Here is a 24,925-nt window from a genome sequence, read left to right as displayed (position 1 = left end):
GGACCGGAAGGAAGAACCATGTCCACCATCCGCACGACCGCCCGCACGACGGGCGTGGCTCTGCGGGCCGTGCTCGTGCTCACCGTGCTGCTCGGCCTCGCCTACCCGCTCGCCGTCACCGCGGTCTCGCAGATCGCCCTGCCCGCGCAGGCGAACGGCTCGATCGTCACCTCCGGGGGGAAGGCGGTGGGCAGCAGCCTGCTCGGCCAGTCGTTCGCCGACGCCGACGGCACGGCGCTGCCGCAGTACTTCCAGCCGCGGCCCTCGGCCTCCGACTACGACGCCACAGCCTCGGGCGGGAGCAACCTCGGCCCGTCGAACCCCGACCTGGTGTCGACGACCGAGAAGCGCCGCGCGGAGATCGCCGCCCGGGAGCGCGTCGCCCCGTCGGAGGTGCCCGCCGACGCCGTGACCGCGTCGGCCTCGGGACTCGACCCGCACATCAGCGCCGCCTACGCGCTGCTCCAGGTGCCCCGCGTCGCCGAGGCACGGGGGATGTCCGCCGACGAGGTGCGCCGCATCGTGGAGTCTATGATCCAAGGACGGGACCTCGGATTCCTGGGTGAGGAGCGGGTGAACGTGCTGCAGCTGAACCTGGCCCTCGACGCCGCGTCCGCCCGGGTCGGGGAGAGCCGATGACGCGAGGGCGCCTGCGGGTGCTGCTCGGCGCCGCACCCGGGGTCGGCAAGACCTACGAGATGCTCGCCGAGGGTCACCGCCTGGCCGCCCAGGGCGACGACGTGGTGATCGCGGTCGTGGAGACGCACGGCCGGACCGCCACCGCCGCGCAGGCGGCCGGCCTCGAACGGGTGCCGCTGCGCACCGTGGAGCATCGCGGCGTGCCCCTCTCCGAGCTGGACGTGGAGGCGGTCCTCGCCCGCGCTCCCCGCGTGGCGCTGGTCGACGAGCTCGCCCACACGAACGCCCCGGGCTCCGCGCACGCCAAGCGCTGGCAGGACGTCGAGCAGCTGCGGGACGCCGGCATCGACGTGATCACCACCGTCAACGTGCAGCACATCGAGTCGCTGGGCGGCGTGGTCGAGAAGATCACCGGCATCGTGCAGCAGGAGACCGTGCCGGATGCCGTCGTGCGCGCCGCCGACGACGTCGAGGTCGTCGATCTCGCCCCGCAGTCCCTGCGCGACCGGCTGTCCGCGGGCGTGGTCTACCCCGCCGAACGCGTGGACGCCGCCCTCTCGAACTACTTCCGCCTCGGCAACCTCACCGCGCTGCGCGAGCTCGCCCTGCTCTGGCTCGCCGACGAGGTCGACAGCGCCCTGCGCAGCTACCGCACCGAGCACGGGATCGAGACCCCCTGGCAGACCCGGGAGCGGGTGGTGGTCGCGCTCACCGGCGGTCCGGAGGGCGAGACCCTGCTGCGGCGCGGCGCTCGGATCGCCGCGCGCTCGGCCGGCGGGGAGCTGCTCGCCGTGCACGTCTCCACGCAGGACGGGCTGCGCAGCGAGACGCCCGGAGCCCTGGCGGCGCAGCAGCGTCTGGTCGCATCGCTCGGGGGCAGCTACCACCAGCTGGTGGCCGACGACATCCCGCAGGCGCTCGTCGAGTTCGCGCAGGGCGCGGACGCCACCCAGCTCGTGATCGGCGTGAGCCGTCGCGGGCGCATCGCCGCCGCCCTGACCGGACCCGGCATCGGCGCCGAGGTGATCCGGCGTTCGGGGGACATCGACGTGCACATCGTGAGCCATGCCGCGGCGGGGGGCCGGTTGCGGCTGCCCCGGATGACCGGCGGCGCGCTGGGATGGCGCCGCCAGGTGCTCGGCCTCGTGATCGCGCTCATCGGCGGCCCGCTGCTGTCGTGGATGCTGTACACCTTCCACAGCCCGGCAGCCATCACCTCGGAGGTGCTCGCCTATCAGCTGCTCGTCGTGGTGGTGGCGCTGGTCGGCGGCATCCGGCCCGCCCTCTTCGCCGCGGTGCTGTCGGGGGTGACGCTGGACTATCTGTTCGTGGAGCCGTTGTACACGGTGACGATCGCGGATCCCCTGCACGCGCTCGCGCTCGTGCTCTACGTGGTGATCGCGGTGCTGGTGAGCATCGTGGTCGACCAGGCCGCCCGCCGCGCCCGCGCCGCGCAGCGGGCCTCCGCCGAGGCGGAGCTGCTCGCGACGGTGGCCGGCAACGTGCTGCGCGGAGACAGCGCCCCGCTCGCCCTGGTCACCCGCACCCGTGAGGCGTTCGGACTGAGCGGGGTCCGGCTGGTCGCTCGCGACGGTTCCGTCATCGCGACCGACGGCGAACCCCTGCCCGACGACCCGGAGATCGTGCCGGTCGGCACCACCGCGACGCTCGAACTGCACGGCGGGTCCCTGGACGGCCCGGCACGGCGCCTGCTCGACGCGATCGTCGCCCAGCTCGCCGCGGCGATCGAGCACGCCGAACTGGCCGCCGCCGCCCGGCACGCCGACGTCCTCGCCGAGACCGATCGGGTGCGCAGTGCGCTGCTCTCTGCTCTGAGTCATGACCTGCGCCGTCCGCTCGCAGCCGCGATGGCCGCGGTGGGGGGCCTGCGCCAGGCCTCCGCGCCCTCGCCGGCGGGAGCGCTGTCCGACTCCGACCGGTCCGAGCTGCTGGAGACGGCGGATGAGAGCCTCGCCACCCTCTCCCGCCTGGTCGGCGATCTGCTCGACGTCAGCAGGGTGGAGGCGGGCGTGCTCGCCGTGTCCCTCGCGCCGGTCGACGCCGCGGGCGCCGTGCTCTCGGCCCTCGACGAGCTCGGGCTCGGCCCCGCCGAGGTGGAGCTCTCCCTCGACGCGGACCTGCCGCCGGTGCAGGCCGATGCCGTGCTGCTGCAGCGCGTGCTCGTGAACGTCGTCGCCAATGCGCACCGGCACGCTCCGGACGACGAGCGCGTGCTCGTGACGACGAGCCGCCTGGGCACGATGGCCGAGATCCGCGTGATCGACCGCGGGGCCGGTGTCCCGCCCGAACGACAGCAGACCATGTTCGCGCCCTTCCAGCGGCAGGGGGACAGCGACAACACCGTCGGCCTGGGACTCGGGCTCGCTCTGTCCCGCGGATTCGCGGAGGGCATGGGAGGTAGCCTGACCCCCGAGGACACCCCGGGAGGAGGGCTGACGATGGTGATCGCACTGCCCGTGGCATCCGCCGGGGAGACGGACGCATGAAGCTGCTGATCGCCGACGACGACCCGCAGCTCGTGCGCGCGCTGCGCATCACCCTCGCGGCGCACGGCTACGAGGTGGTCGCCGCCCCCGACGGCGCGGCGGCGATCGCCCTTGCGGCGCAGGCCCACCCCGACATCGTGCTGCTCGACCTCGGGATGCCGCATCTCGACGGCGTGCAGGTCATCCACGCCCTGCGCGGCTGGATGACCGCGCCCATCATCGTCGTCTCCGGCCGCACCGGCTCCGCCGACAAGGTCGAGGCGCTCGACGCCGGTGCCGACGACTACGTCACCAAACCCTTCCAGATGGACGAGCTGCTCGCCCGGTTGCGCGCGCTGTCCCGCCGGAGCGCCCCGGCCGAGTCCGGTGAGGCGAGCATCGCGTTCGGCGACGTCACGGTGGACCTCGTCGCGAAGGCGGTGTCGCGCGCGGGCGCGCACGTGCACCTCACCCCGACCGAGTGGCGGATGCTGGAGCACCTCGCCCGGCATCCCGGAGCCCTCGTCACCCGACAAGAGCTGCTACGCGAGCTGTGGGGGACGGATCAGGTGTCCGACACCGGCTACCTGCGGCTGTACATGTCGCAGCTGCGGAAGAAGCTCGAGGCCGATCCCGCCGCGCCCGCGCATCTGCTCACCGAGCAGGGGATGGGCTACCGGCTGGTGGTGTGAGCCGCGGGCTTGACCCTCACGCAACGTGAGGCTTTAGCGTGGCCGGCATGACGATCACCGTTCTCGACACCTCCGCGGGCATGACCGCGGTGCTCGACGCCGCCCCCGCCCGACGCGACGGGGAACTGCGTCGCATGCTCCTGCCGATGGAGGGCATGTACCGCTACTTCCCCGGCGAGGTCGATCTCGTGCAGATGCACGCGATGGGCTTCGGCTTCCCCCTCGACCGCGACGAGGAGGAAGTGCGCGCCGCCCTGCTCTGGCTGCAGGACGCGGACGCCTGGAACCGCATCGAGGGTGCGCTGGCGCGGGGCGTCGCCGTGCAGTCGGAGGCGGTCGAGGGACTGGTCGTGCCCGACATCCGGATGCTGCTCGTGCTCGGCGATCCCGGCAACGGCTACTTCATGGGCGCGGCCCGGGGTCTCAGCGGCAACGGCGGCATGACGGGCTACCTCACGCTCACGCTCTGGCCCACCGAGGAGAACCTCGACCGGCTCGAGGCGTCGGCCGTGCACGAGCTGAACCACAACCTCCGGTACGCGCCGGGCGGCGTGGTCTGGGACCCCGCGAGCGTGACCGTCGGCGAGCACGTCGTGTCGGAGGGCCTCGCCGACGCCTTCGCCCGCCAGCTCCACGGGGAGGAGAAGGGGCGCACGCCGATGGGACGCGGGCTCCGCGGAGACCGGGAGGTGTTCGACCGGATGGTCGGCGGCCTCGCGGTGACCGGCATGCAGAACTTCACCGCCTGGGTGCACGGCGACGAGGCGGCCCGGCTGTTCGGCGCCGAGCCGGTCGGCATCCCCGCGGGCGCCGGCTACGCGGTCGGCAACGAGCTCGTCGACCGCTACCTCGCCGCCACCGGGATGACCGCCGCCGCGGCGCTGCACGCCCCCAGCGCGGAGATCATCGACGTCGCCCTGGGGCGCTGACCCCGCGCCGGCTCACTCCCACACCGCGGTCGCGGGGTCGACGCCCTGCGACCGCGCCGACGCCTCGACCGCCCGGCGGATCCATCCCCCGAGACCGGCGGACCGCCGGTCGAAGAACGCGGCGTACTCCGGGTCGTCGGTGAAGGCCCGGCTGAGCACGACCTGCATCGGGACCGTGCAGTGGAAGAACGCGCCCATCGCCGCACGGTGCCGCTCCGCGAGCGCGATCCCTTGCTCGCTCTCCGGATCGATCCCGTCATGCTGCGCCTGCGCGAACGCCGCGAAGACCCCGTCCATCTCGCCCACCAGCATCCGCCAGTCGTCGGGGGTGCGCTGCGCGGCGTGCTCGGCGTACTCGGCCCACTGTGCGGAGTCGCCCCACCGCTCGCGCGCCTCGGCACTCCATCCCGGATCCCACTCCACCCCGAAGACCTCGACGACCTGGTCCGCGGTGAGCAGCGGGCCGGAGGCGTCCGCCTCGAGCAGCCGGTCCACCGCCGACGCGACCTCCCGCAGATGCCGGATGCGCTCATCGAGGTCGCGCCGCCGGGCGGTGAGCTCCTCGCGCCGGGCGGCGGCATCGCCGTCGAGCAGGGTGCGGATGCGATCGAGGGGCACTCCGAGGTCGCGCAGCAGCGCCACGCGCCGGAGCCGTGCGATGTCGGCGTCGTCGTAGGAGCGGTAGCCGCCCGGGGTGCGGGCGGAGGGGGAGGCCAGGCCGAGGGCATCCCAGTGGTGCAGGGTGCGGACCGTCAGACCGAGCCGTGCGGCCACCACCCCGACCGTCTCACCCCGTTCCGCCATGGTCCGAGCCTGGCACATCCCGCACCGAGCCCGGCACGCACCGGGGCCCACGGCGCACGTTCTGCATCCGGTGCGACGTTCTGCATCCGTGGTGACGTGGCCGCGGATGCGGGACGTCCGCCTGGATGCAAGACGTCGGCGCGGCCTATCCGCGGACGACCTCCTCCGGACGGAGGTCGAGCCTCCGCAGCGCCTGGGCGTTGAGGGCGACGACCACCGTCGACAGGGACATGAGGATCGCCCCCACCGACATCGGGAGCACGAACCCGATCGGCGCGAGCACGCCGGCGGCGAGGGGCACCGAGATGAGGTTGTACCCGGCGGCCCACCACAGGTTCTGCTTCATCTTGCGATAGCTCGCCCGCGACAGCTCGATCACCGACAGCACCGAGCGCGGATCGTCCGAGGCGAGGATGACGCCCGCCGAGGCGATCGCCACATCGGTGCCGGCACCGATCGCGATGCCGACGTCGGCCTGCGCCAACGCCGGTGCGTCGTTGACCCCGTCGCCCACCATCGCGACCTTCTTGCACTCGCGCTGCAGCTCCGCGACCTTCGCGGACTTGTCCTCCGGGCGGACGCCGGCGAACACGCGCTCGATACCCAGCTCGGCGGCCACCGCATGCGCGACCGCCTCGGCGTCTCCGGTGATCATGACCACCTCGACGCCCTGCCTGCGCAACGCAGCGACGGCTTCGCGCGACTCCGCCCGCACCTCGTCGGCGAGCCTCAGGCCACCGACCACGGCGCCGTCGCGCACCACGTGCAGGATGATCGCACCGTCGGCGCGCCAGGCCGCGGCATCCGCGACCTCGTCGGCGCCGACCTCCTCGAGCAGCCGGGGGCCGCCGACACGTACCTCGTGCCCCTCGACCTGCGCGGTCACGCCGACCGCGGGCGAGGAGGCGAATCCGGTCGCCTTCGCCACCGCGAGACCGCCGGCGGCCCGCACGATCGCCCGCGCCAGCGGATGCTCGCTGTCCGACTCGGCCGCCGCGGCGAGCGCGAGCACGTCGTCGGCGCTCCATCTGCCGACCGGCGACACACCCGTGACCGTGGGCTCACCCTTGGTGAGCGTGCCGGTCTTGTCGAACAGCACCGCGTCGATGTCGCGCATGCTCTCCAGGGCGAGTCGGTCCTTCACGAGCACGCCGGCGCGGGCGGCGCGCTCGGTGGCGATCGAGACGACCAGGGGGATCGCCAGGCCCAGTGCGTGCGGGCAGGCGATCACGAGGACGGTGATCGTGCGGATCACGGCCTCGTCCGGGTCGCCGGCGGCGGTCCAGACCAGAGCGGTGAGCACGGCGGCCCCCAGCGCGAACCAGAACAGCCACGCCGCCGCCCGATCGGCGAGCCGCTGCGCGTGGGAGCTCGACGCCTGTGCGTCGGCCACGAGCTTGCGGATGCCGGCCAGCGCCGTGTCGTCGCCCGTCGCCGTGACCTCGACCCGCAGGCCGGAGTCGGTCGCGACGGTGCCGGCGGTGACCGGATCGCCGACCGTGCGCGAGACGGTGCGCGACTCACCGGTGAGCATCGACTCGTCCATGTCGGCGCGGCCGCCGACGATCCGCCCGTCGGCGGGGACGGCGCCGCCGGGACGCACCACGACGACATCGCCGATGCGCAGATCTGCGGGGTGCACCTTCACGACCTCCTCGCCGTCGACCCGCTCCGCCTCGTCGGGGAGGAGCGCGGCGAGGGAGTCGAGCGCCGAGGTGGTCTGCGCCAGCGACCGCATCTCGATCCAGTGCCCGAGCAGCATGATCACGATCAGCAGCGCGAGCTCCCACCAGAACTCGAGCTCGTGGTGGAGCCAGCCGAGGCTCGCGCCCCAGGATGCAAGGAACGCGACGGTGATCGCGAGGGCGATGAGCAGCATCATCCCCGGCTTCCGCGCCCGCAGCTCCGAGACGGCACCGGTGAGGAAGGGACGCCCGCCCCACACGTACATCACCGTGCCGAGCACCGGCGCGATCCACTTCGCCCCGGGGAAGTCCGGCACGGGGTATCCGATCAGCATCGCGAACATGCCGGAGAAGGCGACCACCGGCACCGCGATGATCAGGTTGATCCAGAACAGCCGCCGGAACTGGCCGACGTGGTCGCCGTGGCCGGAATGGTCGCCGTGTCCGCCGTGGCCGGAGTTATCCGTGTGGTCGGAATGATCCGTGCGGTCGCCGTGCTCGGCGGTCACGGACGACATCCCGCGGTGCCCCGCGCGGTGTTCGTGGTGTTCGTGGTGTTCGTGGTCGTTCATCGGATCCCTCCGGAGATCTGCGAGCGGAAGCGACGCAGCCGCAGGCTGTTGCCCACGACGAAGACGCTCGAGAACGCCATCGCCGCCCCCGCGATCATCGGGTTGAGCAGTCCCAGGGCGGCGAGGGGGATCGCCGCCGTGTTGTAGGCGAACGCCCAGAAGAGGTTGCCCCTGATCGTGCCGAGGGTCTTCCGCGACAGCCGGATCGCATCGGATGCGGCCCGGAGGTCCCCACGCACGAGGGTGATGTCGGAGGCCTCGATCGCGACGTCGGTGCCCGTGCCCATCGCCATCCCGAGGTCGGCCTGCGCGAGCGCGGGGGCGTCGTTCACGCCGTCCCCCGCCATCGCGACGACCCGGCCCTCGCCCTGCAGGCGTTTCACGACCGACACCTTGTCGGCGGGCAGCACCTCGGCGATCACCTCGTCGATCCCGACCCGGGCCGCGATGTGCCGTGCCGCCTGCTCGTTGTCGCCGGTGAGCAGGATCGGGGTGAGCCCGAGCGCGCGGAACGAGGCCACGGCCTCGGCGCTGGTCGCTTTCACCTGATCCGACACCACGATCACTCCGCGCGCCGCACCGTCCCAGGCGACGAGCACGGCCGTCTGCCCGGCGGCCTCGGCGGCGGCCTTCGCGTCGAGGAGATCCCGTGCGGGGTGCACGGCCCAGTCCTCCAGCAAGGACAGCCTGCCCACGAGCACCGCCCGCCCGTCGACGACGCCGGTGACCCCGCGGCCCTCCACGTTCTGGAACGACTCGACCGGGCTCAGCGGACCGGCGGCCTCCGCCGCACGGGCGATCGCCTGGGCGATGGGGTGCTCGCTCGCGTGCTCGACCGCGCCGGCCAGGCGGAGGAGGTCGTCGGCGTCCACGCCCTCGGCGGGCACGGCCTGCCCGACCGACATCCGTCCTTCGGTCACCGTGCCGGTCTTGTCGAGCACGATCGTGTCGACCCGGCGCGTGGACTCGAGCACCTCCGGTCCCTTGATGAGGATGCCGAGCTGCGCACCGCGGCCGGTGCCGACGAGCAGCGCGGTCGGCGTCGCGAGCCCCAGCGCGCACGGGCAGGCGATGATGAGCACCGCGACGCCGGCGGTGAACGCCATGCTCACGTCTCCGGTGACGATCGCCCAGACGACGAGCGTCACGAGGGCGACGCCGATCACGATCGGGACGAACACGCCGGAGATCCGGTCGGCGAGGCGCTGCACCTCGGCCTTGCCCGACTGCGCCTCCTCCACCAGACGCGCCATCTGGGCGAGCTGGGAGTCGGCTCCCACGCGGGTGGCGCGCACGACGAGGCGCCCGCCGGCGTTCACGGTCGCGCCGGTCACGGCGTCGCCCTCGCCGACCTCGACGGGCACCGACTCGCCGGTGATCATCGAGGCGTCCACCGCCGAGGTGCCCGAGACGACCATGCCGTCGGCGGCGATCTTCTCGCCGGGGCGCACGACGAACTCGTCCCCGGCCCGCAGCTGCTCGACGGGGATGCGGACCTCCGCATCCCCGCGCAGCACGGCGACGTCTTTCGCGCCGAGCTCGAGCAGCGCGCGCAGTGCCGCGCCGGCCTGCCGCTTCGCGCGCTTCTCGAAGTACCGTCCGGCGAGCACGAAGGTGGTCACGCCCGCGGCCACCTCGAGGTATATGTTGCCGGCGCCGTCGGTGGGCGTCACGGTCCAGGAGAACCCGTGGGTCATGCCCGGATGCCCGGCGGTGCCGAAGAACAGGGCGTAGAGCGACCACAGGAACGCGGCCGACGTGCCCAGGCTGATGAGGGTGTCCATCGTCGCCGCGCCGTGTCGCAGGTTCACCCCGGCGGCCCGGTGGAACGGCCAGGCCGCCCAGACGATCACCGGCGCGGCGAGCGCCAGTGAGAGCCACTGCCAGTTCGGGAACTGGAGGGCGGGAATCATGGCCATCAGGATGACGGGCACGGAGAGCGCCGCCGACCCGACGAGCCTCTGACGCAGGCTGCGCAGCTCGGGGTCTTCGGCAGGGGCGTCCCCGCTCGCGGCGGCGCGGTCGGTCGGCGGAGCCGGCAGCTCGGCCGAATAGCCGGCGCTCTCGACCTCGGCGATGAGCACGGCGGGATCGATCGGCCCCTCGGCCGTGACCTGCGCCCTCTCGGTCGCGTAGTTGACCGTCGCGGTCACGCCGTCGATCCGGTTGAGCTTCTTCTCGATGCGCATCGCACACGACGCGCACGTCATCCCGCCGATGGCGAGTTCGATGCGGTTCTCCTGGGCGATGCTCATGCTCTGCTCCTGCTTTCTCGGTGTCTTCTGGCGGGCCGGAGCCGCGACGCCGCGCTCCGGCCCTTCGGATGGATGTCAGGCGGCGACGGCGCGGTATCCGGCCTCGTCGACCGCGGCGATGACGGCGTCGGCGTCGACCGCCGCGTCGGAGGTCACGACGAGCCGACCGTCCTGCGCGCTGACGGCGATGTCGGAGACGCCGTCGATCTTCTCGACCTCCTTGCGCACCGACATCTCGCAGTGCCCGCAGGTCATCCCGGTCACCTGGAACTCGGTCGTGGTCATGTGTCGCACCCTTCTCTCGGAGTCTTCGGAGTACCCCCCAGGGGTACCCTCGTCACCAGCATACGACAAAATACCCCCAGGGGGTATTCCCGCCCGGGGGTATCTCGTTGAAGACCGCTATCTCAGCCGCGGATCCTCCGTCGCGTCGCGGTAGGCGCGCGGGCATCCGCCCGTGATCGCCTCGGCCCGGTACTCGAAGTGCCAGCGCTCGTTGGAGTAGGTCTGGCAGAGCCCGAACCGGCGCCCGTTGTCGCCGAGCCAGATCGCGCCCTGGAGGTCGCCGACGTCGACCGCCTCGCCGTGCACGTGTGTGGACTTCTTCGGCGGCGCGACCCAGCGGGACGCCTCGTCGAGCGAGCCGTAGGTGACGACAGCCTCGTCGAGCAGCTTCTGCTGCTGCGCCTCGGTGCGCCACCCGCTGTTGACGACGAGGGTCACCCCTTCTCCTTCGGCCTTCCTCGCCGCATCCTGCAGCGCCTGCCGGAGCGTGGGATCGAGGTTCACGACGCTGGGGTCGCCGTCGTCGAACGGGGACACCGGGTTCTCCGGCGTCGCCCCGCCCTCCGACACCGCGACCGCCTGCGGCCGGGATCCGTGCGAAGGATGCGCCGCGCCGCCCGATGCCGCGGCGGCCAGCGTCTGCAGGACCAGCCCGACGGTCACCACGCCGGCGCCGAGGAGGACGAGCAGCGCGGCAGCGACGATGAGACGGATGGGACGGGGGCGAGCGGTTCGACTGGACATGCCCTCCACACTCGCGGCGCGCGCGTTGTCACCCCGTATGGGATTTCCGATACACCCGCGATATCCCGCGGTTTGTAGACTGCGAACGTGCGGGTGCTGATCCTTGAGGACGAGCCGTTGCTGGCCGAGGCTGTTCGCGACGGCCTGCGCCTGGAGGCCATCGCGTCGGACATCGCGCCCGACGGCGACACCGCCCTCGAGCTGCTCTCCTACAACGACTACGACGTCGCCGTGCTCGATCGTGACGTGCCCGGGCCGAACGGCGACGAGGTCGCGCGCTCGATCGTGGCCTCCGGCGCCGGGACGCCGATCCTCATGCTCACCGCGGCCGACCGGCTCGATGACAAGCAGTCCGGGTTCGAGCTCGGCGCCGACGACTACCTCACCAAGCCCTTCGCGATGCGCGAGCTCGTGCTGCGGCTCCGCGCCCTCGCCCGCCGCACGGCGCATGCGGCACCGCCGGTGCGGGAACTCGCCGGGGTGAAGGTCGACCCCTTCCGCCGCGAGGTCTTCCGCGAGGGCAGATACGTGCCCCTCACTCGCAAGCAGTTCGCCGTGCTCGAGGTGCTCGTGGCGGCCGACGGCGGCGTCGTCAGCGCCGAGGAGCTGCTGCAGCGCGCCTGGGACGAGAACGCCGACCCCTTCACGAACGCCGTCCGGATCACCGTGTCGGCGCTGCGCAAGCGGCTCGGCGAGCCCTGGGTCATCCTCACGGTCCCCGGCGTCGGCTACCGGATCGGCGTCGACGATGCCCCGTAGACCGGGGATGTCGGTCCGGCTCAAGCTCACCCTCACCTATGCCGGCGTCGTGATCCTCACCGGCGCGATGCTGCTGACCGTGGTGTGGCTGTTCCTGCTGCGCTACGTGCCCAACGGCAACATCTGGCTCGACGGCGACGGCATGAACGGTCGCACCTACGCACCGAACCAGAGCGACCTGGTGCGCGCGTTCATCCCGCCGACGGCCGCGATGCTCATCGTTCTCGTGCTGATCGGCCTCATCGGCGGCTGGTTCCTCGCCGGGCGGATGCTGCGACCCCTCGACCGCCTCCACGAGGCCGCACAGCTCGCCGCGGACGGATCGCTCTCGCACCGCATCCGCCTGAAGGGTCCGCGCGATGAGTTCCACGACCTCGCGGACGTCTTCGACCGGATGCTGGCACAGCTGGAACGGCACGTCGGAGAACAGCAGCGATTCGCCGCGAACGCCTCCCACGAGCTGCGCACGCCGCTGGCGACCGCCGCGGCGATGCTCGACGTCGCCGCATCGGATCCGCAGAGGGACGCGGACCAGCTCATCGAGCGCCTGCGCACCGTGAACACCCGGGCGATCGATCTCACCGAGTCGCTGCTGCTGCTCGCGAAGACCGAGGGCGGCACGCAGGAGCATGCGTCGGTCGACCTGTCTCTGCTCGCCGAGGACGCGATCGAGACGCTGGAGCCGTTCGCCTCGCGCCGGGGCATCGTCTTCGACACCGACCTCGCCCCGGCCGGAGCCACCGGCTCCCCGGCGCTCCTGCAACAGCTGGCCACCAACCTCGTGCACAACGCGATCGTGCACAACCTGCCGACGGGCGGCGGCATCGCCGTGCGCACCCGGCAGGATGCGCAGGCCGCCGAGCTCACGGTCGGGAACACGGGCGCCGTGATCGACGAGACGACCATCGCGACGCTCACCGAGCCCTTCCAGCGCGGCCAGCGCACCACGGAGCACGGCGAGGGCGTCGGGCTGGGACTGGCGATCGTCGCGTCGATCGTGCGCGCGCACGACGGCACACTCGTTCTGCAGCCGCTCTCCGGAGGCGGGCTGGCCGTGATCGTGCGGCTGCCCCGCTGACCACCCCGGTCAGACGCGCTCGCGATGCCGTGCCGCGGCCTCGGTCCGCGTCGCGACGCCGAGCTTGCGCAGCACCGACGACACATGGACGCTCACCGTCTTCACGCTGATGAACAGGCGGTCGCCGATCTGGCGGTTGCTCAGCCCCTCGGCGACCAGCTCGAGCACCTGCTCCTCCCGGCCGGTGAGCTCTCCCCCGTCGCCCCGGGACGGGGCGGATGCCAGCCCGGATGCCTCGCGCATCGCGGAGACCTCGCCGGCGAGCGGTGCCGCGCCGATCCGGCCGGCGATCTCCGCCGCGGCGGCGAGCGCATCGGCCGCCTCTCCGCGGTCACCCCGGGTGGCGACGAGCGCTCTGGCCAGTTCCAGGCGGATCACCACGCGCAGCGCGGCCGGCGCATCGGGAAGTCCGGAGGCCTCCACCGCTTCGCGCAGCAACCCGACGTCGGCGGAGAGCAGAGCCTTCAGCATCGGATCCCAGACGGGGTGGCGCAGCTCCTCCGAGAGCGACGCCCAGGCGTCCTGCACGCGCAGCGCCAGTGCCCCCGCGCGCACCTCCGCCCCGGCCGCCCGCAGCGCGGCGACCGTCCACGCGCCGTCGAGCAGCAGCCGCGCGGTGTGCCCGGGCAGCGGCCCGGGATCGTCGAGAAGGCCCTCCACCACGGCGGCCGCCTCCTCCGGACGCCCGTCGTTCAGCGCGATCGCGACCTCCGTGCCCAGGCGGGAGTACCAGACCTGGCTCTCGACCTCGGCGGCCGCCGCCATGGTCGGACGCCACTCCTCGAGCAGTGCCCTCGCCTCGGCGATGCGGCCCCGCCAGGCGAGCGCGCGCACCCGGGAGGACGTGGTGTAGACCCGGAAGATGCGGTGCGTGCGCACGGCCAGGTCTCCCGCCAGCAGCTCCTCGACCCGGGAGATGTCGCCGAGCTGCAGGAGCGGCTCGGCCATGTTCTGAGTGAGGATCGAGCCGGTCGTGCGCTCGATGCCCAGCGCCCGCGCGTTCGCCAATCCCTCCTCCGCGACGCGCACGGCCTCCTGGTAGCGGCCGATCGAGTTCAGCGCATCGGAGAAGTTCACCCGGAACCGCATCCGGGAGTCGGCGTTCTCCGCGCGCTCCCCCGCGATCCGGTAGTACTCCATCCCCTCCGTCACGCGACCGTGCTGCACGAGGCAGCTCCCGATCATGTTGGCCGCGACGGAGACGACGGAGTCCTCCCCGATCCGCTCGCCGAGGGCGAAGGCCTCCTCCGCGATCCGCATCGCGGTGCCGAGGCGGGCGGCGACCATCTGCCTCCCCGCCAGGTAGTTCAGCAGCGATGCGCGCAGATGGTCGTCGTCGACCCGGCCGTCCATCAGCGCGAGAGCCTGCTCGAGGAGCTCGACGGCTCCTGGTTTGCCGACGTTCTGCAGGAACAGCGCCTTGTCGCGCAGCAGGCGCGCGTAGGAGACGACGTCGTCGCGGTCGACCTCCTGCAGGGCGAGGTTCACCACGGCGAGGGCCCGCTCCCCCTCCCCGGCGTTGCGCAGGATGGACCCCAGCCGCGTGAGCACGACCACCCGGCTCTGCCCCGCGGCCTCCTCGGCGTCGGGCACCTGGTCCCAGAGCTCCAGGGCGAGCTCTCCGAAGCGCGCCGCCGAGGAGAACGCGAAGCTCGTCTTCGCCTGCGACATCGCCTCGACCGCCGCCGCGAGCGCCCGCCGCGTGTCGTGGGCGCGGTGCCAGTGGAAGGCCAGTTCCGAAGCCGGGGCACTGGCCTCCAGCGCCTCGGCGTAGGCGCGGTGCAGGCGGGCCCGCTCACCCGGGAGCAGATCGTCGTGCACGGCCTCACGCAGCAGCGCGTGCCGGAACGCATAGGCCTCGCCTCGGTGCACGGCGAGGACGCCCGCAGCCGTCGCCTCGCGCACGGCCTGGTCGAGTCGATCGTCCGGGAGCTCCGCGAGGGCGGCGAGGAGCGTGTGCGGCACGGCGCCGTCGGCGCCCGAGACCGTGCGGATGACCCGCTTCGCCTCGTCGCCGAGCACGTCGAACCGCGCGAGCAGCACGTCCCGCAGCGAATCGGGGATGGGGCCCTGCGCGTTGCACGCGAGCTCCTCGATGAAGAAGGGCACGCCCTCCGAGCGCTCCAGCAGCCGGGCGAAGGCGGCGTCGTCGACGCGGCTGGTGATCGCGGTCACGAGCTCGCGCACCGCCGCGGCGTCGAGGCGGTCGAGCACCACGCGATCGAGGAGCCGAGCGCGCTCCGCTTCGACCAGGAACGTGCGCACCGGGCCGCCGCGGCGCACCTCGTCGAGGCGACAGGTCAGCACGAACAGCACCGGCGATCCGGCGAGGGCGCGCAGCAGGAAGGGGAGGAGCGCGAGCGTGGCGGCGTCCGCCCAGTGCAGGTCCTCGACGACGATCACGAGCGGACGCCGGGCGGCGGCCGACTCGAGCAGCGTCGCGACCGCCTCGCGCAGCCCGTCGGGCCCGACAGCCGGGCGATCGACGTCGCCCAGCTCGGGGAGCAGCAGCCCGAGCGCCGCACGCCCGGGCCCGGCGGCGTCGAGCCCGTCGTCGCCCAGCTCGGCGAGCGCGCCGCGCAGGATCGCGGGAAGCGGCCCGTACGGCGCGGGCGTCGAGCCGTAGTCGAGGCACCAGCCCGCCAGCACCGCCGCGTCGTCGCCCAGCCGGTCGCGGAACTCGCGGAGCAGGCGGGACTTGCCGATCCCGGCCTCGCCGCCCACGACCACGGACGCCGACTCGCCCGCGACCGCGCGACGCAGCGCATCGTGCAGCTCAGCGAGCTCGGTGTCGCGGCCGACCATGCCGGCGGTCGGGACGGTGAGGGACATGCCCCCATCGTCCCACCCACCGGGGACACCGGGCGGGGTCACGCGTGCGCGGGGCAGTCGGCGCACCGCACGGGCGCGGCCGGACGGTGCGCGAAGAGCCCGCGGAACCTCCTCCTGCGAGGGGTCGCCCGCTCCTCGGCGAGGCGCTCCCGGATCGCCCGGACACGCTCCGCCTGCTCCGCCGCCCGCTCGGTCTCGGCGACGGTGACCTGATACGTGAAGTAGGGGTGCTCGAACATGGGATCTCCTTCGTGTGCATCCCTACACTCCGCTCTGAGGCGGCACCCCGGCATCCGGCGATCTCCCTATCTTCGGCACCGGGTCATCCCTAGTCGCCCCGCCCGCTTCGTAGACTGACGGGATGACGGATGCAACGGTCGACGGCGTCCTCGCCGCCCTGGCCACACTCGAAGACCCGAAGATGCGTGCGGTGAACGAGCGCCACGGCGACGCCCACGGCGTGAACCTCACGAAGCTCCGGGCCGTCGCGAAGTCGGCGGGAACGGACGACGGGCTCGCGCGCGGCCTCTGGGCGACCGGCGACACGGCCGCCCGGCTGGTGGCCCTGCTGGTGTGCCGCCCGCGCGACTTCGGCGCCGACGAGCTCGACGCGATGCTGCGCGAGGCCGACGGGCCGAAGGTCTCCGACTGGCTGATCAACTACGTGGTGAAGAAGTCGCCGCTCGCCGAGGAGCTGCGCCTGCGCTGGTTCGACGACGCCGACCCGGACGTCGCCGCCGCGGCCTGGGCCCTGACCTCGGTCCGCGTCGCGAAGAAGCCCGAGGGCCTCGATCTCGACGGCCTCCTCGACCGGATCGAACGCGATCTGAAGGACGCCCCTGGCCGGCTGCAGTGGTCCATGAACGAGACGCTCGCGTACCTCGGCATCCATCACCCGCCGCTGCGGGACCGTGCGATCGCGATCGGCGAGCGGCTGCAGGTGCTCGCCGACTATCCGACCCCGCCGAACTGCACGTCGCCGTTCGCACCGATCTGGATCGCGGAGATCGTCCGCCGTACCGAGGGCTGACCGCCGGGGAGGGCGACTAGCGTTGTCCTCATGCGCATCCCCGCCGCGATCCGCACCGCACGGCGCGCCCCGCTGCTGCAGGTGGCGAAGTCCGCGGTCGCGACCATCGCGGCCTGGCTGCTCGCCGGGTGGATCGTGCCCGGCCAGCTGCCGGTCTTCGCCGCGATCGCCGCCCTGCTCGTCGTCCAGCCGAGCGTGAACCAGTCGCTGTCGAAGGCGATGGAGCGCAGCATCGGCGTGATCGTCGGCGTCGTCATCGCGCTGCTGCTCGGGCTGCTGCTCGGTTCCCCGAGCTGGATCGTGCTGCTGGCGATCGTCGTCTCACTGCTGGTCGCGTGGATCTTCCGGGCCTCGCCGGGAACGGGGAACCAGGTCGCGATCTCGGCGATGCTCGTGCTCGCACTCAGCCCTGAGGGTCCCGGCTACGCCGTCGCCCGCATCGGCGAGACCCTGATCGGCGTCGCGGTGGGGATCATCGTGAACGCCCTCGTCGTGCCGCCCGTGCTCGTCGCCCCCGCACGCCGGGACATCGGACTGCTCGGCGCCGAGGTCGCGGCGACGCTCGACCGGCTCGCGGATGCGCTCCCCGCGCGACGGACGGCCGCGCAGCTGCAGGAGCTCATGCTGGAGGCCCGGCTGCTACGGCCCATGAAGGACGCCGCAGAGGCGTCCGTCGCCGCCGGGGAGGAGTCGCTCACCCTCAACCCGCGCAGCTCGTCGCACCGCTCCGAGCTCGCCGAGATGCGCACGCTGCTCGACACGCTCGGCCCGATCGTCACGCAGGTGATCGGGATGTCCCGCGCCTACTTCGACCACTACGACGACACGATCTCCGACGAGCCGGCGGTCGCCGCGATCGCGGAACAGCTCCGGCGGGCGGGCCACGACGTGCGTCTCGCCGTGCAGATCGCCGACGTCGCCCCCGAGCCGGAGGCCCTCACCTCCGCGGTGCCGGCGCTGACCGCCCCGCTGACGATGCACCCTCCGGCCTCCGACCACTGGATCCTCATCGGCTCGCTGATGGAGGACCTCCGCCGCATCCGCGGGCAGCTGCTCGGCGAGCACTGAGGCGGTCGCGAGCCCGGGCACGGCAGGGGCTCAGAGCACGCCCGGGCCGCGGGCGATGTGACTCCGCGCATGCGCCGCCGCCGCGCCGAGGTCGTCGAAGAGATGGTTCTGGTGACGCAGCGAGCGCAGCACGCCGACGTTCTCGGCGAGCCGCAGGTGCTGCGGCGGGATCCCCTTCACGAGCACCGTGATGCCGCGACGCTCGAGGGAGGCGATCAGCTCGGTGACGACCTGCGCCCCGGTCGCGTCGAGGATCTGCAGCTGCGACATGCGGATCACCACGACCTCCACCTCGCGCAGCGCGGCCACCCTCTCCAGCATCCGCTCCGCCGCCCCGAAGAACAGCGCACCCTCCAGGCGGAACACCGCGATCCGCTCATCGCCCGGCTGCGCGGCGCCCGGCAGCTCCTCCCGGTGCACACCGCTGGCCTTCGCGAGCTGCCGCAGGGCGAAGAACCCCGCGGCGGCGAGACCGATCAGCACCGCGTAGATCAGGTCGACGCTCACCGTGACCACCGCCGTGAGGAGGAACACGATCGCATCGGCCCTGCTCGACCGCACGACGGCGCGGACTGTCGCGGGAGCGATCATCCGGCACGCGGTGACCATCAGCACCCCGGCGAGCGCCGCGAGCGGGATGCGGGACACGACCGATGCCCCGACGAGGACCATCACCAGCAGCAGCGCCGAGTGGACGATCGCCGCGAGGCGCGTGCGGGCCCCGGCGCGGATGCCGACCGCGGTGCGGGCGATCGCGCCGGTTGCGGGCATGCCCCCGAAGAGCCCGGAGGCGAGGGAGGCGAGCCCCTGTCCGACGAGCTCCCGGTCGGCGTCGTACGGCCCGGTGTCGGAGATGCCCGCCGCGACCCGGGCCGAGAGCAGCGACTCGATCGCCGCCAGGGCGGCCACCGCGACCGCGGGACCGAGCAATCCCAAGGCCACGGAGGGGTCGACCACGGGTAGCGTCGGCGCGGGGAGGCCGGCCGGCAGCGTGCCGATCACGTCGACCGGCAGGTCGAGGAACGCGGCGAGCAGTCCGGCCGCGACGATCGCGATGAGCGATCCGGGGAACCGGGGATGCAGCTTCAGCGAGAGCAGCATGATCGTCACCACGACCGCCACGAGCGCGAGCGACCAGCCGACCTTCGGCCAGCTCCCCGACGCCGCCGACTGCACCGCGGCGACGAGGGCGTTGGTGCTGCTCCCCGGTGCCGTGCCGGTGGCCGTCGGGACCTGCTGGAGGAAGATGATCACCGCGATGCCGAGCGTGAACCCCTCGATCACCGGCCACGGGATGTAGCTCACCGTCCGACCGAGCCGCAGCACGCCGGCGAGCAGCACGAGCGCCCCGGCGAGGAGGCAGACGAGCGCGAGGGCGCCGGTGCCGTGTGCGGCCATGATCGGCGCGAGCACGACCACCATCGCCCCGGTCGGCCCGGAGACCTGCACGTTCGATCCGCCGAACACCGCGGCCACGACGCCGGCGACGATCGCGGTGACCAGTCCGCTCTCCGCACCGGCGCCGGAGCTCACCCCGAAGGCGAGGGCGAGGGGGAGCGCGACGATCCCGACCGTGACCCCGGCGAGCAGGTCTCCGCGCCAGGTCCGGCGGAGCGGGCGGTAGTCCTCCGCCGAGGGCAGGAGGGAGAGGATCGCGCGGGCGCTCATGCCCGCGCGGGGATCTCGGGCAGGCCGTCCTGCTCGACGAGCTGCCGCTGGGTGGTCTGCAGGATCTCGCCGAGCAGCGCACGGGCGACGCGCAGGAGATCGGCGACCTGCGGGTACGCCAGCCGGTAGAAGACCAGGCTGCCACGACGCTCGGAGACCACCAGCCGGTTGCGGCGGAGCACGGAGAGGTGCTGGGAGATGTGCGACGCCTCGAGCTCCGTCGCCGCGAGCAGCTCGGTGACCGATGCCTCGGGCGCGGCGGAGAGCACCTCGAGGATGCGGATGCGGATCGGGTGCGCGAGCCCCTTGAAGAGCCCGGCCTTCACCTCGTACAGCGGTCGGTTCGGGTCGCTCAGCACCGGGGTGCTCCCTTCGATTCCTGATGTGATGAATTCATCATATCGCGATACAATCGCGCCATGTCTGCTGCGATTCCGCTCTGCCCCGAATGCTCCAGCGAGCACGCCTACGAGATGGGCGCGCTGTTCGTCTGCCCGATGTGCGGACACGAATGGTCTCCGACGGAGGAGGTCGCGCGCGACGACGCTCCCGTCGTGAAGGACGCCGTGGGCAATGTGCTCACCGACGGCGACACCGTCGTGGTGACCGCTTCGATCAAGGTCAAGGGCTCGCCGCAGGGCATCAAAGCAGGGACGAAGGTGCGCGGCATCCGGCTGATCGCCCCCGTGAACGGCCACGACATCGACTGCAGGGTCGACGGCTTCGGCGCGATGCTGCTGAAGTCCAGTCTGGTCAAGAAGGCCTGACCTCCGCCGGCCGCCTCGGGTGGCAGGATCGAGGGGTGACCCTCGACCCTGCCACCGTCCGCGGCGCCGACCCGGACGCCGTGTACGCGGCGTTCGTCGAATGGGCCGAGGGCACCGGCATCCGGCTGTACCCGGCGCAGGACGAGGCGCTGATCGAGATCGTCTCGGGGCAGAACCTCATCCTTTCCACGCCGACCGGCACGGGGAAGTCGCTCGTCGCGGTGGGCGCGCACTTCGCCGCCCTCGCGGACGGCAGGCGCACCTACTACACCGCGCCGATCAAGGCGCTCGTCAGCGAGAAGTTCTTCGCCCTGGTCGACGTGTTCGGCGCGGCGAGCGTCGGAATGGTCACCGGGGACTCCGCGGTGAACCCGGACGCGCCGATCGTCTGCTGCACGGCCGAGATCCTCGCGAACCTCGCGCTGCGCGAAGGCCCCGGCGCCGACGTCGGCCAGGTCGTCATGGACGAGTTCCACTTCTACGGCGACCCCGACCGCGGATGGGCCTGGCAGGTGCCGCTGCTGTCGCTGCCCCAGGCGCAGTTCGTGCTGATGTCCGCGACGCTCGGCGACGTCTCCGCCCTCGCCGCCGACCTCACCCGCCGCACCGGACGGGAGACCGCCGTCGTCACGGGGGTCGAGCGCCCGGTGCCGCTGCGCTTCTCGTATGAGACGTCGCCGATCCACGAGACCATCGACGACCTGCTGCACACCGACCGCGCACCGGTCTACATCGTGCACTTCTCGCAGGCTGCGGCGATGGAGCGGGCGCAGGCCCTCGCGAGCGCGAAGGTCGCGACCCGGGAGCAGCGCGACGCGATCGCGGAGCTCATCGGGGGATTCCGGTTCACGACCTCGTTCGGCAAGACCCTGTCACGGCTGCTCCGGCTCGGCATCGGCGTGCACCACGCGGGGATGCTCCCCAAGTACCGTCGCCTGGTCGAGCAGCTCGCACAGCGCGGGATGCTGCGCGTGATCTGCGGCACCGACACCCTGGGCGTCGGCATCAACGTGCCGATCCGCACCGTGCTCCTCACCGCGCTGACGAAGTTCGACGGCACCCGGATGCGGCAGCTGAACGCTCGGGAGTTCCACCAGATCGCCGGACGCGCGGGCCGGGCGGGCTTCGACACCGCCGGCACGGTCGTCGCCCAGGCCCCGGAGCACGAGACCGAGAACCTCGCCGCGATCCGGAAGGCGGGCGACGATCCGAAGAAGAAGCGGAAGATCGTCCGCAAGAAGGCCCCGGACGGCTTCGTCTCCTGGGGTGAGCCCTCCTTCCGCAAGCTCATCGACTCCGAGCCCGAGACTCTCGCCTCCCACATGCAGGTCACCAGCGCGATGATGCTCAACGTGATCGGCCGGGGCGGCGACGTGTTCGGGAATATGCGCGCGCTGGTATACGACAACCACGAGCCGCGCGCACGGCAGCGGACGCTCGCGCTCCGCGCCTTCGGGATCTACCGCACGCTCCGCGAGTCGGGTGTCGTGGAGCAGGATGCCGACGGCACGATCCGCCTCACCGTCGACCTGCAGCCGAACTTCGCGCTCAACCAGCCGCTGTCCCCCTTCGCCCTCGCGGCCTTCGAACTCCTCGACCAGGAGTCCCCGGCCTTCGCCCTCGACGCGCTGTCGATCGTCGAGGCCACGCTCGACGATCCGCGCGCGATCCTCTCACAGCAGGAGTTCATCGCCCGCGGGGAGGCCGTGGCCGCGATGAAGGCCGAGGGCATCGAGTACGACGAGCGGATGGAGCTGCTCGAGCAGATCACCTACCCGAAGCCCCTGGAAGAGCTGCTGAGCGCCTCCTTCGACGTGTTCGCCGCCGCGCAGCCGTGGATCAGGGACTTCTCACTGCATCCGAAGTCCGTCGTCCGGGACATGTACGAGCGCGCCATGTCGTTCGGGGAATATGTGGCCTTCTACAAGGTCGCGCGTTCCGAGGGCGTGGTCCTGAGATACCTCTCCGACGCCTATCGCGCCGCGTCACAGACCATCCCCGAGCACCTCAAGAACGAGGAGCTGCGCGACCTCATCGAGTGGCTCGGCGAGCTGGTCAGGCAGGTCGACTCCTCGCTGCTCGACGAGTGGGAGGAGCTGGTCTCCGGGCATCCGGTCGACCACGAGGAGGGCCCCGTCGTGCCGCCTGCACCCAAACGTCTCACCGCGAACACGCGGGCGTTCCGGATCCTGGTGCGCAACGAGCTGTTCCGTCGCGTGCAGCTCGCCGCGCGGGAGGACCTCGACGCCCTCGAGGAGCTCGATCCCGGGTTCGACGGATGGCCCGCAGCCCTCGACGCCTATTTCGCCGAGCACGACGAGATCCTCACCGGCGCGGACGCCCGCGGCTCGGCGCTGCTCGTCCTCGACGAGGGCGCGTCGGTCTGGACCGCGCGTCAGATCCTCGACGACCCCGAGGGCGACCACGACTGGGGCGTCTCCGCGACGATCGACCTCGCGGCGTCCGACGAGGCCGGCGAGGCCGTGGTGGTCGTGACGGCGGTCGACCGGCTGTAGCGATCCCCTTGCAATGTCGGCGGAGCGGCGTAACGTCGGCCGCGACGAGGGGATCATCATGACGCAGCAGAGCCCGGCCCAGCAGGGCATCGTTCCCGCCTACCTCCTGGCCCGGCTGGCCGAGTCCGGCAGGTTCGTCCGTGCCGCGGACGCCGCGCGGCAGACCCTGATCGCCGGCCGGCCGCCGTTCCGCTCCCGGCTCGAGCTGTCGATCGACGAGTCGGGTGCGCTCGTCGCCGAGGTCACGGCGGCGCCCGATCGCACGATCTCCGATGCGACGGGATCAGAGAAGCTACCGGGCGCGGTCGTGCGTCGCGAAGACGATCCGCCGGTGGCCGACGCCGCCGTCAACGAGGCGTTCGACGGACTCGGCGCCACGTTCGATCTGCTGCTGGAGGCCTTCGGACGGAACTCGCTCGACGGCGCCGGCGCTCCCCTCGACGCGACCGTGCACTACGGGTCGAAGTACGACAACGCCTTCTGGGACGGCGCCCGCATGGTGTTCGGCGACGGCGACGGCGAGGTCTTCCGCGGCTTCACCGAGTCGATCTCGGTGATCGGCCACGAGCTGGGCCACGGGGTGATCCAGAGCGCGTCCGGCCTGAAGTACCAGGGGCAGCCCGGTGCGCTCAACGAGTCGATCGCCGATGTGCTCGGAGCGCTCACCGAACAGCATCAGGCCGGTCAGACCGTCGACCAGGCCACCTGGCTGATCGGGGCGGGGATCTTCACCGACGCCGTGGAGGGGACGGCCCTGCGTTCGATGCTCGCGCCGGGAACGGCCTATGACGACGACGAGCTGGGAAAGGACCCTCAGCCCGCGCACATGCGCGACTACGTCACCACCACCGAGGACAACGGCGGGGTGCACATCAACTCCGGCATCCCCAACCGCGCCTTCGCCCTGGCGGCGAGGGAGATCGGCGGGCGGGCCTGGGAAGGAGCGGGGGCGGTCTGGTACCGGGCGCTCACCGGGGGGCTGTCGGCCACCGCCACCTTCGCGGAGTTCGCCGACGCGACACTGGTTGCGGCGCGCGAATCCGGAGGTACCGTGGAGAAGGCGGTCCGCGCGGCGTGGGTCGCGGTCGGAGTGATCGAGGATGCCGGAGAGCGCAGCACGAGACGACGGTGACACCGGGGCCGAGGGCCCGGCCATCGTGATCCTCGTCATGCGCAGCGGAGGCATCGCCGGCCTGCGCCGACGCTGGGAGGTCGCCGCCCGCGGGGACGACGAGGGTCGGTGGACCGAGCTCCTGGAGAGCTGCCCCTGGGACGACCCCGCACCCCGGCCCGACGGCGGTGCCGACCGGTTCACCTGGAGCATCCGCGCACGGATGTCGGACGACGAGCGCGTCCGCGACCTGCCGGAGTCGGCGGTGACCGGCGCCTGGCGGGATCTGATCGATGCGGTACGCGCCGCATCGCACGCACCGGAGAGAGAATAGCCGCATGGGACTCTTCCAGCAGCGCCCCGAGGATGAACAGCAGCAGTGGGCGGGCCTGCCCTCCGAGCCGCGGGCGCCGGAGAGCGCCGCGGATCATCTCGAGGCCGCCGCCGACGACCTGATGATGTTCGGCGCGCAGTACACCTCGGTCGTCTTCCCCGTCGCCCCTCCCGCCCCGGAGGCCGAGGAGAAGGCCGAGGACTCCGAAGACTGACCGGCCCCGCGGACGGATGTCGGGAACCTGCACCCCCGGCGGGCGACACGCCGTCGAATGCCCCGCCATCCGTGCAGACCTCCCGGCATCCGTTCCGAGGACGTCATAGGATCGTCGGCATGCCCACCGAGGAAGAGGCCGCGCGCCTGCTGCAGATCGCCCGCGAGTCCCGGATGCGGGGCGACCTGATGCTGCACCTGCAGCTGCGGATCGCCCGGCTCTCCGGCGAGGCATCGTCGTGGGGGTCGGCGGACAACAGCGTGACCCGCGACGACGGCGTCGGAGTGCTCCTCGGCGAGGTCGAGCGCATCGGATGGCGTCTGGAGCACACCGGCTATGTGTTCATCGAGGGCGGTTCGACCAGCTCCGCCCGCATGTTCAGCACCGGGACCGGAGTCGTGAACCACGGCGCCGTCGAGGGGTGCTTCACCTTCCGCCGGACGACGGAGGCCTGACC

At 72.3% G+C, this 24,925-nt stretch carries 23 protein-coding genes; 14 read left to right on the top strand and 9 right to left on the bottom strand.

Annotated elements, in window-relative coordinates; all coding sequences use genetic code 11:
• Nucleotides 1-18 precede the first annotated feature (18 nt).
• Genes kdpC through ABWO84_RS12630 form a run of 4 tightly spaced genes read left to right on the top strand, consistent with a single transcriptional unit; the run spans nucleotide 19 to nucleotide 4,746 of the window.
• Entirely contained in the window at nucleotides 19-639 is a 621-nt protein-coding gene (gene kdpC / locus ABWO84_RS12645) for a potassium-transporting ATPase subunit KdpC (protein WP_353115058.1), read from the top strand.
• The gene (locus tag ABWO84_RS12640) at nucleotides 636-3,146 is read left to right on the top strand and encodes a DUF4118 domain-containing protein (RefSeq protein WP_353115056.1); all 2,511 of its coding nucleotides are present in this window, start codon (nucleotides 636-638) and stop codon (nucleotides 3,144-3,146) included. Before kdpC ends, ABWO84_RS12640 begins: the two co-directional genes overlap by 4 nt.
• Nucleotides 3,143-3,817 (top strand): response regulator, encoded by a 675-nt coding sequence (locus ABWO84_RS12635; RefSeq protein ID WP_353115054.1) that lies wholly within the window; start codon nucleotides 3,143-3,145, stop codon nucleotides 3,815-3,817. The genes ABWO84_RS12640 and ABWO84_RS12635 overlap by 4 nt, the downstream gene beginning before the upstream one ends.
• Before the next feature lie 47 nt (nucleotides 3,818-3,864).
• Nucleotides 3,865-4,746: a DUF2268 domain-containing putative Zn-dependent protease gene (locus ABWO84_RS12630; protein WP_353115052.1), complete on the top strand. Its 882-nt coding sequence runs from the start codon at nucleotides 3,865-3,867 to the stop codon at nucleotides 4,744-4,746.
• Between the two features lie 12 nt (nucleotides 4,747-4,758).
• On the opposite strand, the gene ABWO84_RS12625 is transcribed toward ABWO84_RS12630, so the two are convergent.
• The 5 genes from ABWO84_RS12625 to ABWO84_RS12605 all read right to left on the bottom strand — a co-directional run bounded on the left by ABWO84_RS12625 (nucleotide 4,759) and on the right by ABWO84_RS12605 (nucleotide 11,091).
• Nucleotides 4,759-5,550 (bottom strand): MerR family transcriptional regulator, encoded by a 792-nt coding sequence (locus ABWO84_RS12625; RefSeq protein ID WP_353115050.1) that lies wholly within the window; start codon nucleotides 5,548-5,550, stop codon nucleotides 4,759-4,761.
• Between the two features lie 145 nt (nucleotides 5,551-5,695).
• The gene (locus ABWO84_RS12620) at nucleotides 5,696-7,807 is read right to left on the bottom strand and encodes a copper-translocating P-type ATPase (protein ID WP_502915416.1); all 2,112 of its coding nucleotides are present in this window, start codon (nucleotides 7,805-7,807) and stop codon (nucleotides 5,696-5,698) included.
• Nucleotides 7,804-10,062, bottom strand: coding sequence for a heavy metal translocating P-type ATPase (locus ABWO84_RS12615; protein WP_353115048.1), 2,259 nt, complete (start codon nucleotides 10,060-10,062; stop codon nucleotides 7,804-7,806). Before ABWO84_RS12615 ends, ABWO84_RS12620 begins: the two co-directional genes overlap by 4 nt.
• 75 nt (nucleotides 10,063-10,137) lie before the next feature.
• On the bottom strand, nucleotides 10,138-10,347 hold the full coding sequence (locus ABWO84_RS12610; protein WP_353115046.1) for a heavy-metal-associated domain-containing protein: 210 nt from the start codon (nucleotides 10,345-10,347) through the stop codon (nucleotides 10,138-10,140).
• Nucleotides 10,348-10,464: 117 nt separating this feature from the next.
• Nucleotides 10,465-11,091, bottom strand: coding sequence for a M15 family metallopeptidase (locus ABWO84_RS12605; protein WP_353115044.1), 627 nt, complete (start codon nucleotides 11,089-11,091; stop codon nucleotides 10,465-10,467).
• Nucleotides 11,092-11,178: 87 nt separating this feature from the next.
• On the opposite strand from ABWO84_RS12605, the gene ABWO84_RS12600 reads away from it, so the two are divergent.
• Both ABWO84_RS12600 and ABWO84_RS12595 read left to right on the top strand, forming a co-directional pair.
• Nucleotides 11,179-11,850: a response regulator transcription factor gene (locus ABWO84_RS12600; RefSeq protein ID WP_353115042.1), complete on the top strand. Its 672-nt coding sequence runs from the start codon at nucleotides 11,179-11,181 to the stop codon at nucleotides 11,848-11,850.
• Nucleotides 11,840-12,928 (top strand): sensor histidine kinase, encoded by a 1,089-nt coding sequence (locus tag ABWO84_RS12595; protein ID WP_353115040.1) that lies wholly within the window; start codon nucleotides 11,840-11,842, stop codon nucleotides 12,926-12,928. Before ABWO84_RS12600 ends, ABWO84_RS12595 begins: the two co-directional genes overlap by 11 nt.
• 9 nt (nucleotides 12,929-12,937) lie before the next feature.
• On the opposite strand, the gene ABWO84_RS12590 is transcribed toward ABWO84_RS12595, so the two are convergent.
• Complete coding sequence (locus ABWO84_RS12590) at nucleotides 12,938-15,760, bottom strand: helix-turn-helix transcriptional regulator (protein ID WP_353115038.1); 2,823 nt, start codon at nucleotides 15,758-15,760, stop codon at nucleotides 12,938-12,940.
• 38 nt (nucleotides 15,761-15,798) lie between these two features.
• Nucleotides 15,799-15,999 (bottom strand): hypothetical protein, encoded by a 201-nt coding sequence (locus tag ABWO84_RS12585; protein ID WP_353115037.1) that lies wholly within the window; start codon nucleotides 15,997-15,999, stop codon nucleotides 15,799-15,801.
• 122 nt (nucleotides 16,000-16,121) lie between these two features.
• Here ABWO84_RS12585 and ABWO84_RS12580 point away from each other — a divergent pair, with 122 nt between their 5' ends.
• Nucleotides 16,122-16,790, top strand: coding sequence for a DNA alkylation repair protein (locus ABWO84_RS12580; protein WP_353115035.1), 669 nt, complete (start codon nucleotides 16,122-16,124; stop codon nucleotides 16,788-16,790).
• 30 nt (nucleotides 16,791-16,820) lie between these two features.
• Nucleotides 16,821-17,858, top strand: coding sequence for an FUSC family protein (locus tag ABWO84_RS12575; RefSeq protein WP_353115033.1), 1,038 nt, complete (start codon nucleotides 16,821-16,823; stop codon nucleotides 17,856-17,858).
• A gap of 30 nt (nucleotides 17,859-17,888) precedes the next feature.
• On the opposite strand, the gene ABWO84_RS12570 is transcribed toward ABWO84_RS12575, so the two are convergent.
• Together ABWO84_RS12570 and ABWO84_RS12565 are read right to left on the bottom strand one after the other, a co-directional pair.
• Nucleotides 17,889-19,526, bottom strand: coding sequence for a SulP family inorganic anion transporter (locus tag ABWO84_RS12570; RefSeq protein WP_353115031.1), 1,638 nt, complete (start codon nucleotides 19,524-19,526; stop codon nucleotides 17,889-17,891).
• On the bottom strand, nucleotides 19,523-19,885 hold the full coding sequence (locus ABWO84_RS12565) for an ArsR/SmtB family transcription factor (protein WP_353115029.1): 363 nt from the start codon (nucleotides 19,883-19,885) through the stop codon (nucleotides 19,523-19,525). The genes ABWO84_RS12570 and ABWO84_RS12565 overlap by 4 nt, the downstream gene beginning before the upstream one ends.
• A 60-nt stretch (nucleotides 19,886-19,945) precedes the next feature.
• Between ABWO84_RS12565 and ABWO84_RS12560 the strand changes: the two genes are divergently transcribed.
• The 6 genes from ABWO84_RS12560 (at nucleotide 19,946) to ABWO84_RS12535 (ending at nucleotide 24,923) form a co-directional block, all read left to right on the top strand.
• On the top strand, nucleotides 19,946-20,293 hold the full coding sequence (locus ABWO84_RS12560) for a zinc ribbon domain-containing protein YjdM (protein WP_353115027.1): 348 nt from the start codon (nucleotides 19,946-19,948) through the stop codon (nucleotides 20,291-20,293).
• A gap of 35 nt (nucleotides 20,294-20,328) precedes the next feature.
• Complete coding sequence (locus ABWO84_RS12555) at nucleotides 20,329-22,809, top strand: DEAD/DEAH box helicase (RefSeq protein WP_353115025.1); 2,481 nt, start codon at nucleotides 20,329-20,331, stop codon at nucleotides 22,807-22,809.
• 58 nt (nucleotides 22,810-22,867) lie between these two features.
• The gene (locus ABWO84_RS12550; RefSeq protein ID WP_353115024.1) at nucleotides 22,868-23,941 is read left to right on the top strand and encodes a M4 family metallopeptidase; all 1,074 of its coding nucleotides are present in this window, start codon (nucleotides 22,868-22,870) and stop codon (nucleotides 23,939-23,941) included.
• Nucleotides 23,910-24,254: a protealysin inhibitor emfourin gene (locus ABWO84_RS12545; protein WP_353115022.1), complete on the top strand. Its 345-nt coding sequence runs from the start codon at nucleotides 23,910-23,912 to the stop codon at nucleotides 24,252-24,254. The genes ABWO84_RS12550 and ABWO84_RS12545 overlap by 32 nt, the downstream gene beginning before the upstream one ends.
• A 4-nt stretch (nucleotides 24,255-24,258) precedes the next feature.
• Nucleotides 24,259-24,468, top strand: coding sequence for a hypothetical protein (locus tag ABWO84_RS12540; protein ID WP_353115020.1), 210 nt, complete (start codon nucleotides 24,259-24,261; stop codon nucleotides 24,466-24,468).
• A 119-nt stretch (nucleotides 24,469-24,587) separates the two neighbouring features.
• Nucleotides 24,588-24,923: a hypothetical protein gene (locus ABWO84_RS12535; protein WP_353115018.1), complete on the top strand. Its 336-nt coding sequence runs from the start codon at nucleotides 24,588-24,590 to the stop codon at nucleotides 24,921-24,923.
• Nucleotides 24,924-24,925: the final 2 nt, after the last annotated feature.

The sequence above is a fragment of the Microbacterium sp. genome (assembly GCF_040394595.1).
Lineage (GTDB): Bacteria > Actinomycetota > Actinomycetes > Actinomycetales > Microbacteriaceae > Microbacterium.
This window is presented reverse-complemented; position numbering and strand designations above follow the sequence as displayed.

What these genes read in the sequence shown, in the direction of transcription:
- kdpC (WP_353115058.1), top strand. Translation starts at nt 19, where the DNA reads ATGTCCACCATCCGCACGACCGCCCGCACGACGGGCGTGGCTCTGCGG.
- ABWO84_RS12640 (WP_353115056.1), top strand. Translation starts at nt 636, where the DNA reads ATGACGCGAGGGCGCCTGCGGGTGCTGCTCGGCGCCGCACCCGGGGTC.
- ABWO84_RS12635 (WP_353115054.1), top strand. Translation starts at nt 3,143, where the DNA reads ATGAAGCTGCTGATCGCCGACGACGACCCGCAGCTCGTGCGCGCGCTG.
- ABWO84_RS12630 (WP_353115052.1), top strand. Translation starts at nt 3,865, where the DNA reads ATGACGATCACCGTTCTCGACACCTCCGCGGGCATGACCGCGGTGCTC.
- ABWO84_RS12625 (WP_353115050.1), bottom strand. Translation starts at nt 5,550, where the DNA reads ATGGCGGAACGGGGTGAGACGGTCGGGGTGGTGGCCGCACGGCTCGGT.
- ABWO84_RS12620 (WP_502915416.1), bottom strand. Translation starts at nt 7,807, where the DNA reads ATGAACGACCACGAACACCACGAACACCACGAACACCGCGCGGGGCAC.
- ABWO84_RS12615 (WP_353115048.1), bottom strand. Translation starts at nt 10,062, where the DNA reads ATGAGCATCGCCCAGGAGAACCGCATCGAACTCGCCATCGGCGGGATG.
- ABWO84_RS12610 (WP_353115046.1), bottom strand. Translation starts at nt 10,347, where the DNA reads ATGACCACGACCGAGTTCCAGGTGACCGGGATGACCTGCGGGCACTGC.
- ABWO84_RS12605 (WP_353115044.1), bottom strand. Translation starts at nt 11,091, where the DNA reads ATGTCCAGTCGAACCGCTCGCCCCCGTCCCATCCGTCTCATCGTCGCT.
- ABWO84_RS12595 (WP_353115040.1), top strand. Translation starts at nt 11,840, where the DNA reads ATGCCCCGTAGACCGGGGATGTCGGTCCGGCTCAAGCTCACCCTCACC.
- ABWO84_RS12590 (WP_353115038.1), bottom strand. Translation starts at nt 15,760, where the DNA reads ATGTCCCTCACCGTCCCGACCGCCGGCATGGTCGGCCGCGACACCGAG.
- ABWO84_RS12585 (WP_353115037.1), bottom strand. Translation starts at nt 15,999, where the DNA reads ATGTTCGAGCACCCCTACTTCACGTATCAGGTCACCGTCGCCGAGACC.
- ABWO84_RS12580 (WP_353115035.1), top strand. Translation starts at nt 16,122, where the DNA reads ATGACGGATGCAACGGTCGACGGCGTCCTCGCCGCCCTGGCCACACTC.
- ABWO84_RS12575 (WP_353115033.1), top strand. Translation starts at nt 16,821, where the DNA reads ATGCGCATCCCCGCCGCGATCCGCACCGCACGGCGCGCCCCGCTGCTG.
- ABWO84_RS12570 (WP_353115031.1), bottom strand. Translation starts at nt 19,526, where the DNA reads ATGAGCGCCCGCGCGATCCTCTCCCTCCTGCCCTCGGCGGAGGACTAC.
- ABWO84_RS12560 (WP_353115027.1), top strand. Translation starts at nt 19,946, where the DNA reads ATGTCTGCTGCGATTCCGCTCTGCCCCGAATGCTCCAGCGAGCACGCC.
- ABWO84_RS12550 (WP_353115024.1), top strand. Translation starts at nt 22,868, where the DNA reads ATGACGCAGCAGAGCCCGGCCCAGCAGGGCATCGTTCCCGCCTACCTC.
- ABWO84_RS12545 (WP_353115022.1), top strand. Translation starts at nt 23,910, where the DNA reads ATGCCGGAGAGCGCAGCACGAGACGACGGTGACACCGGGGCCGAGGGC.
- ABWO84_RS12540 (WP_353115020.1), top strand. Translation starts at nt 24,259, where the DNA reads ATGGGACTCTTCCAGCAGCGCCCCGAGGATGAACAGCAGCAGTGGGCG.
- ABWO84_RS12535 (WP_353115018.1), top strand. Translation starts at nt 24,588, where the DNA reads ATGCCCACCGAGGAAGAGGCCGCGCGCCTGCTGCAGATCGCCCGCGAG.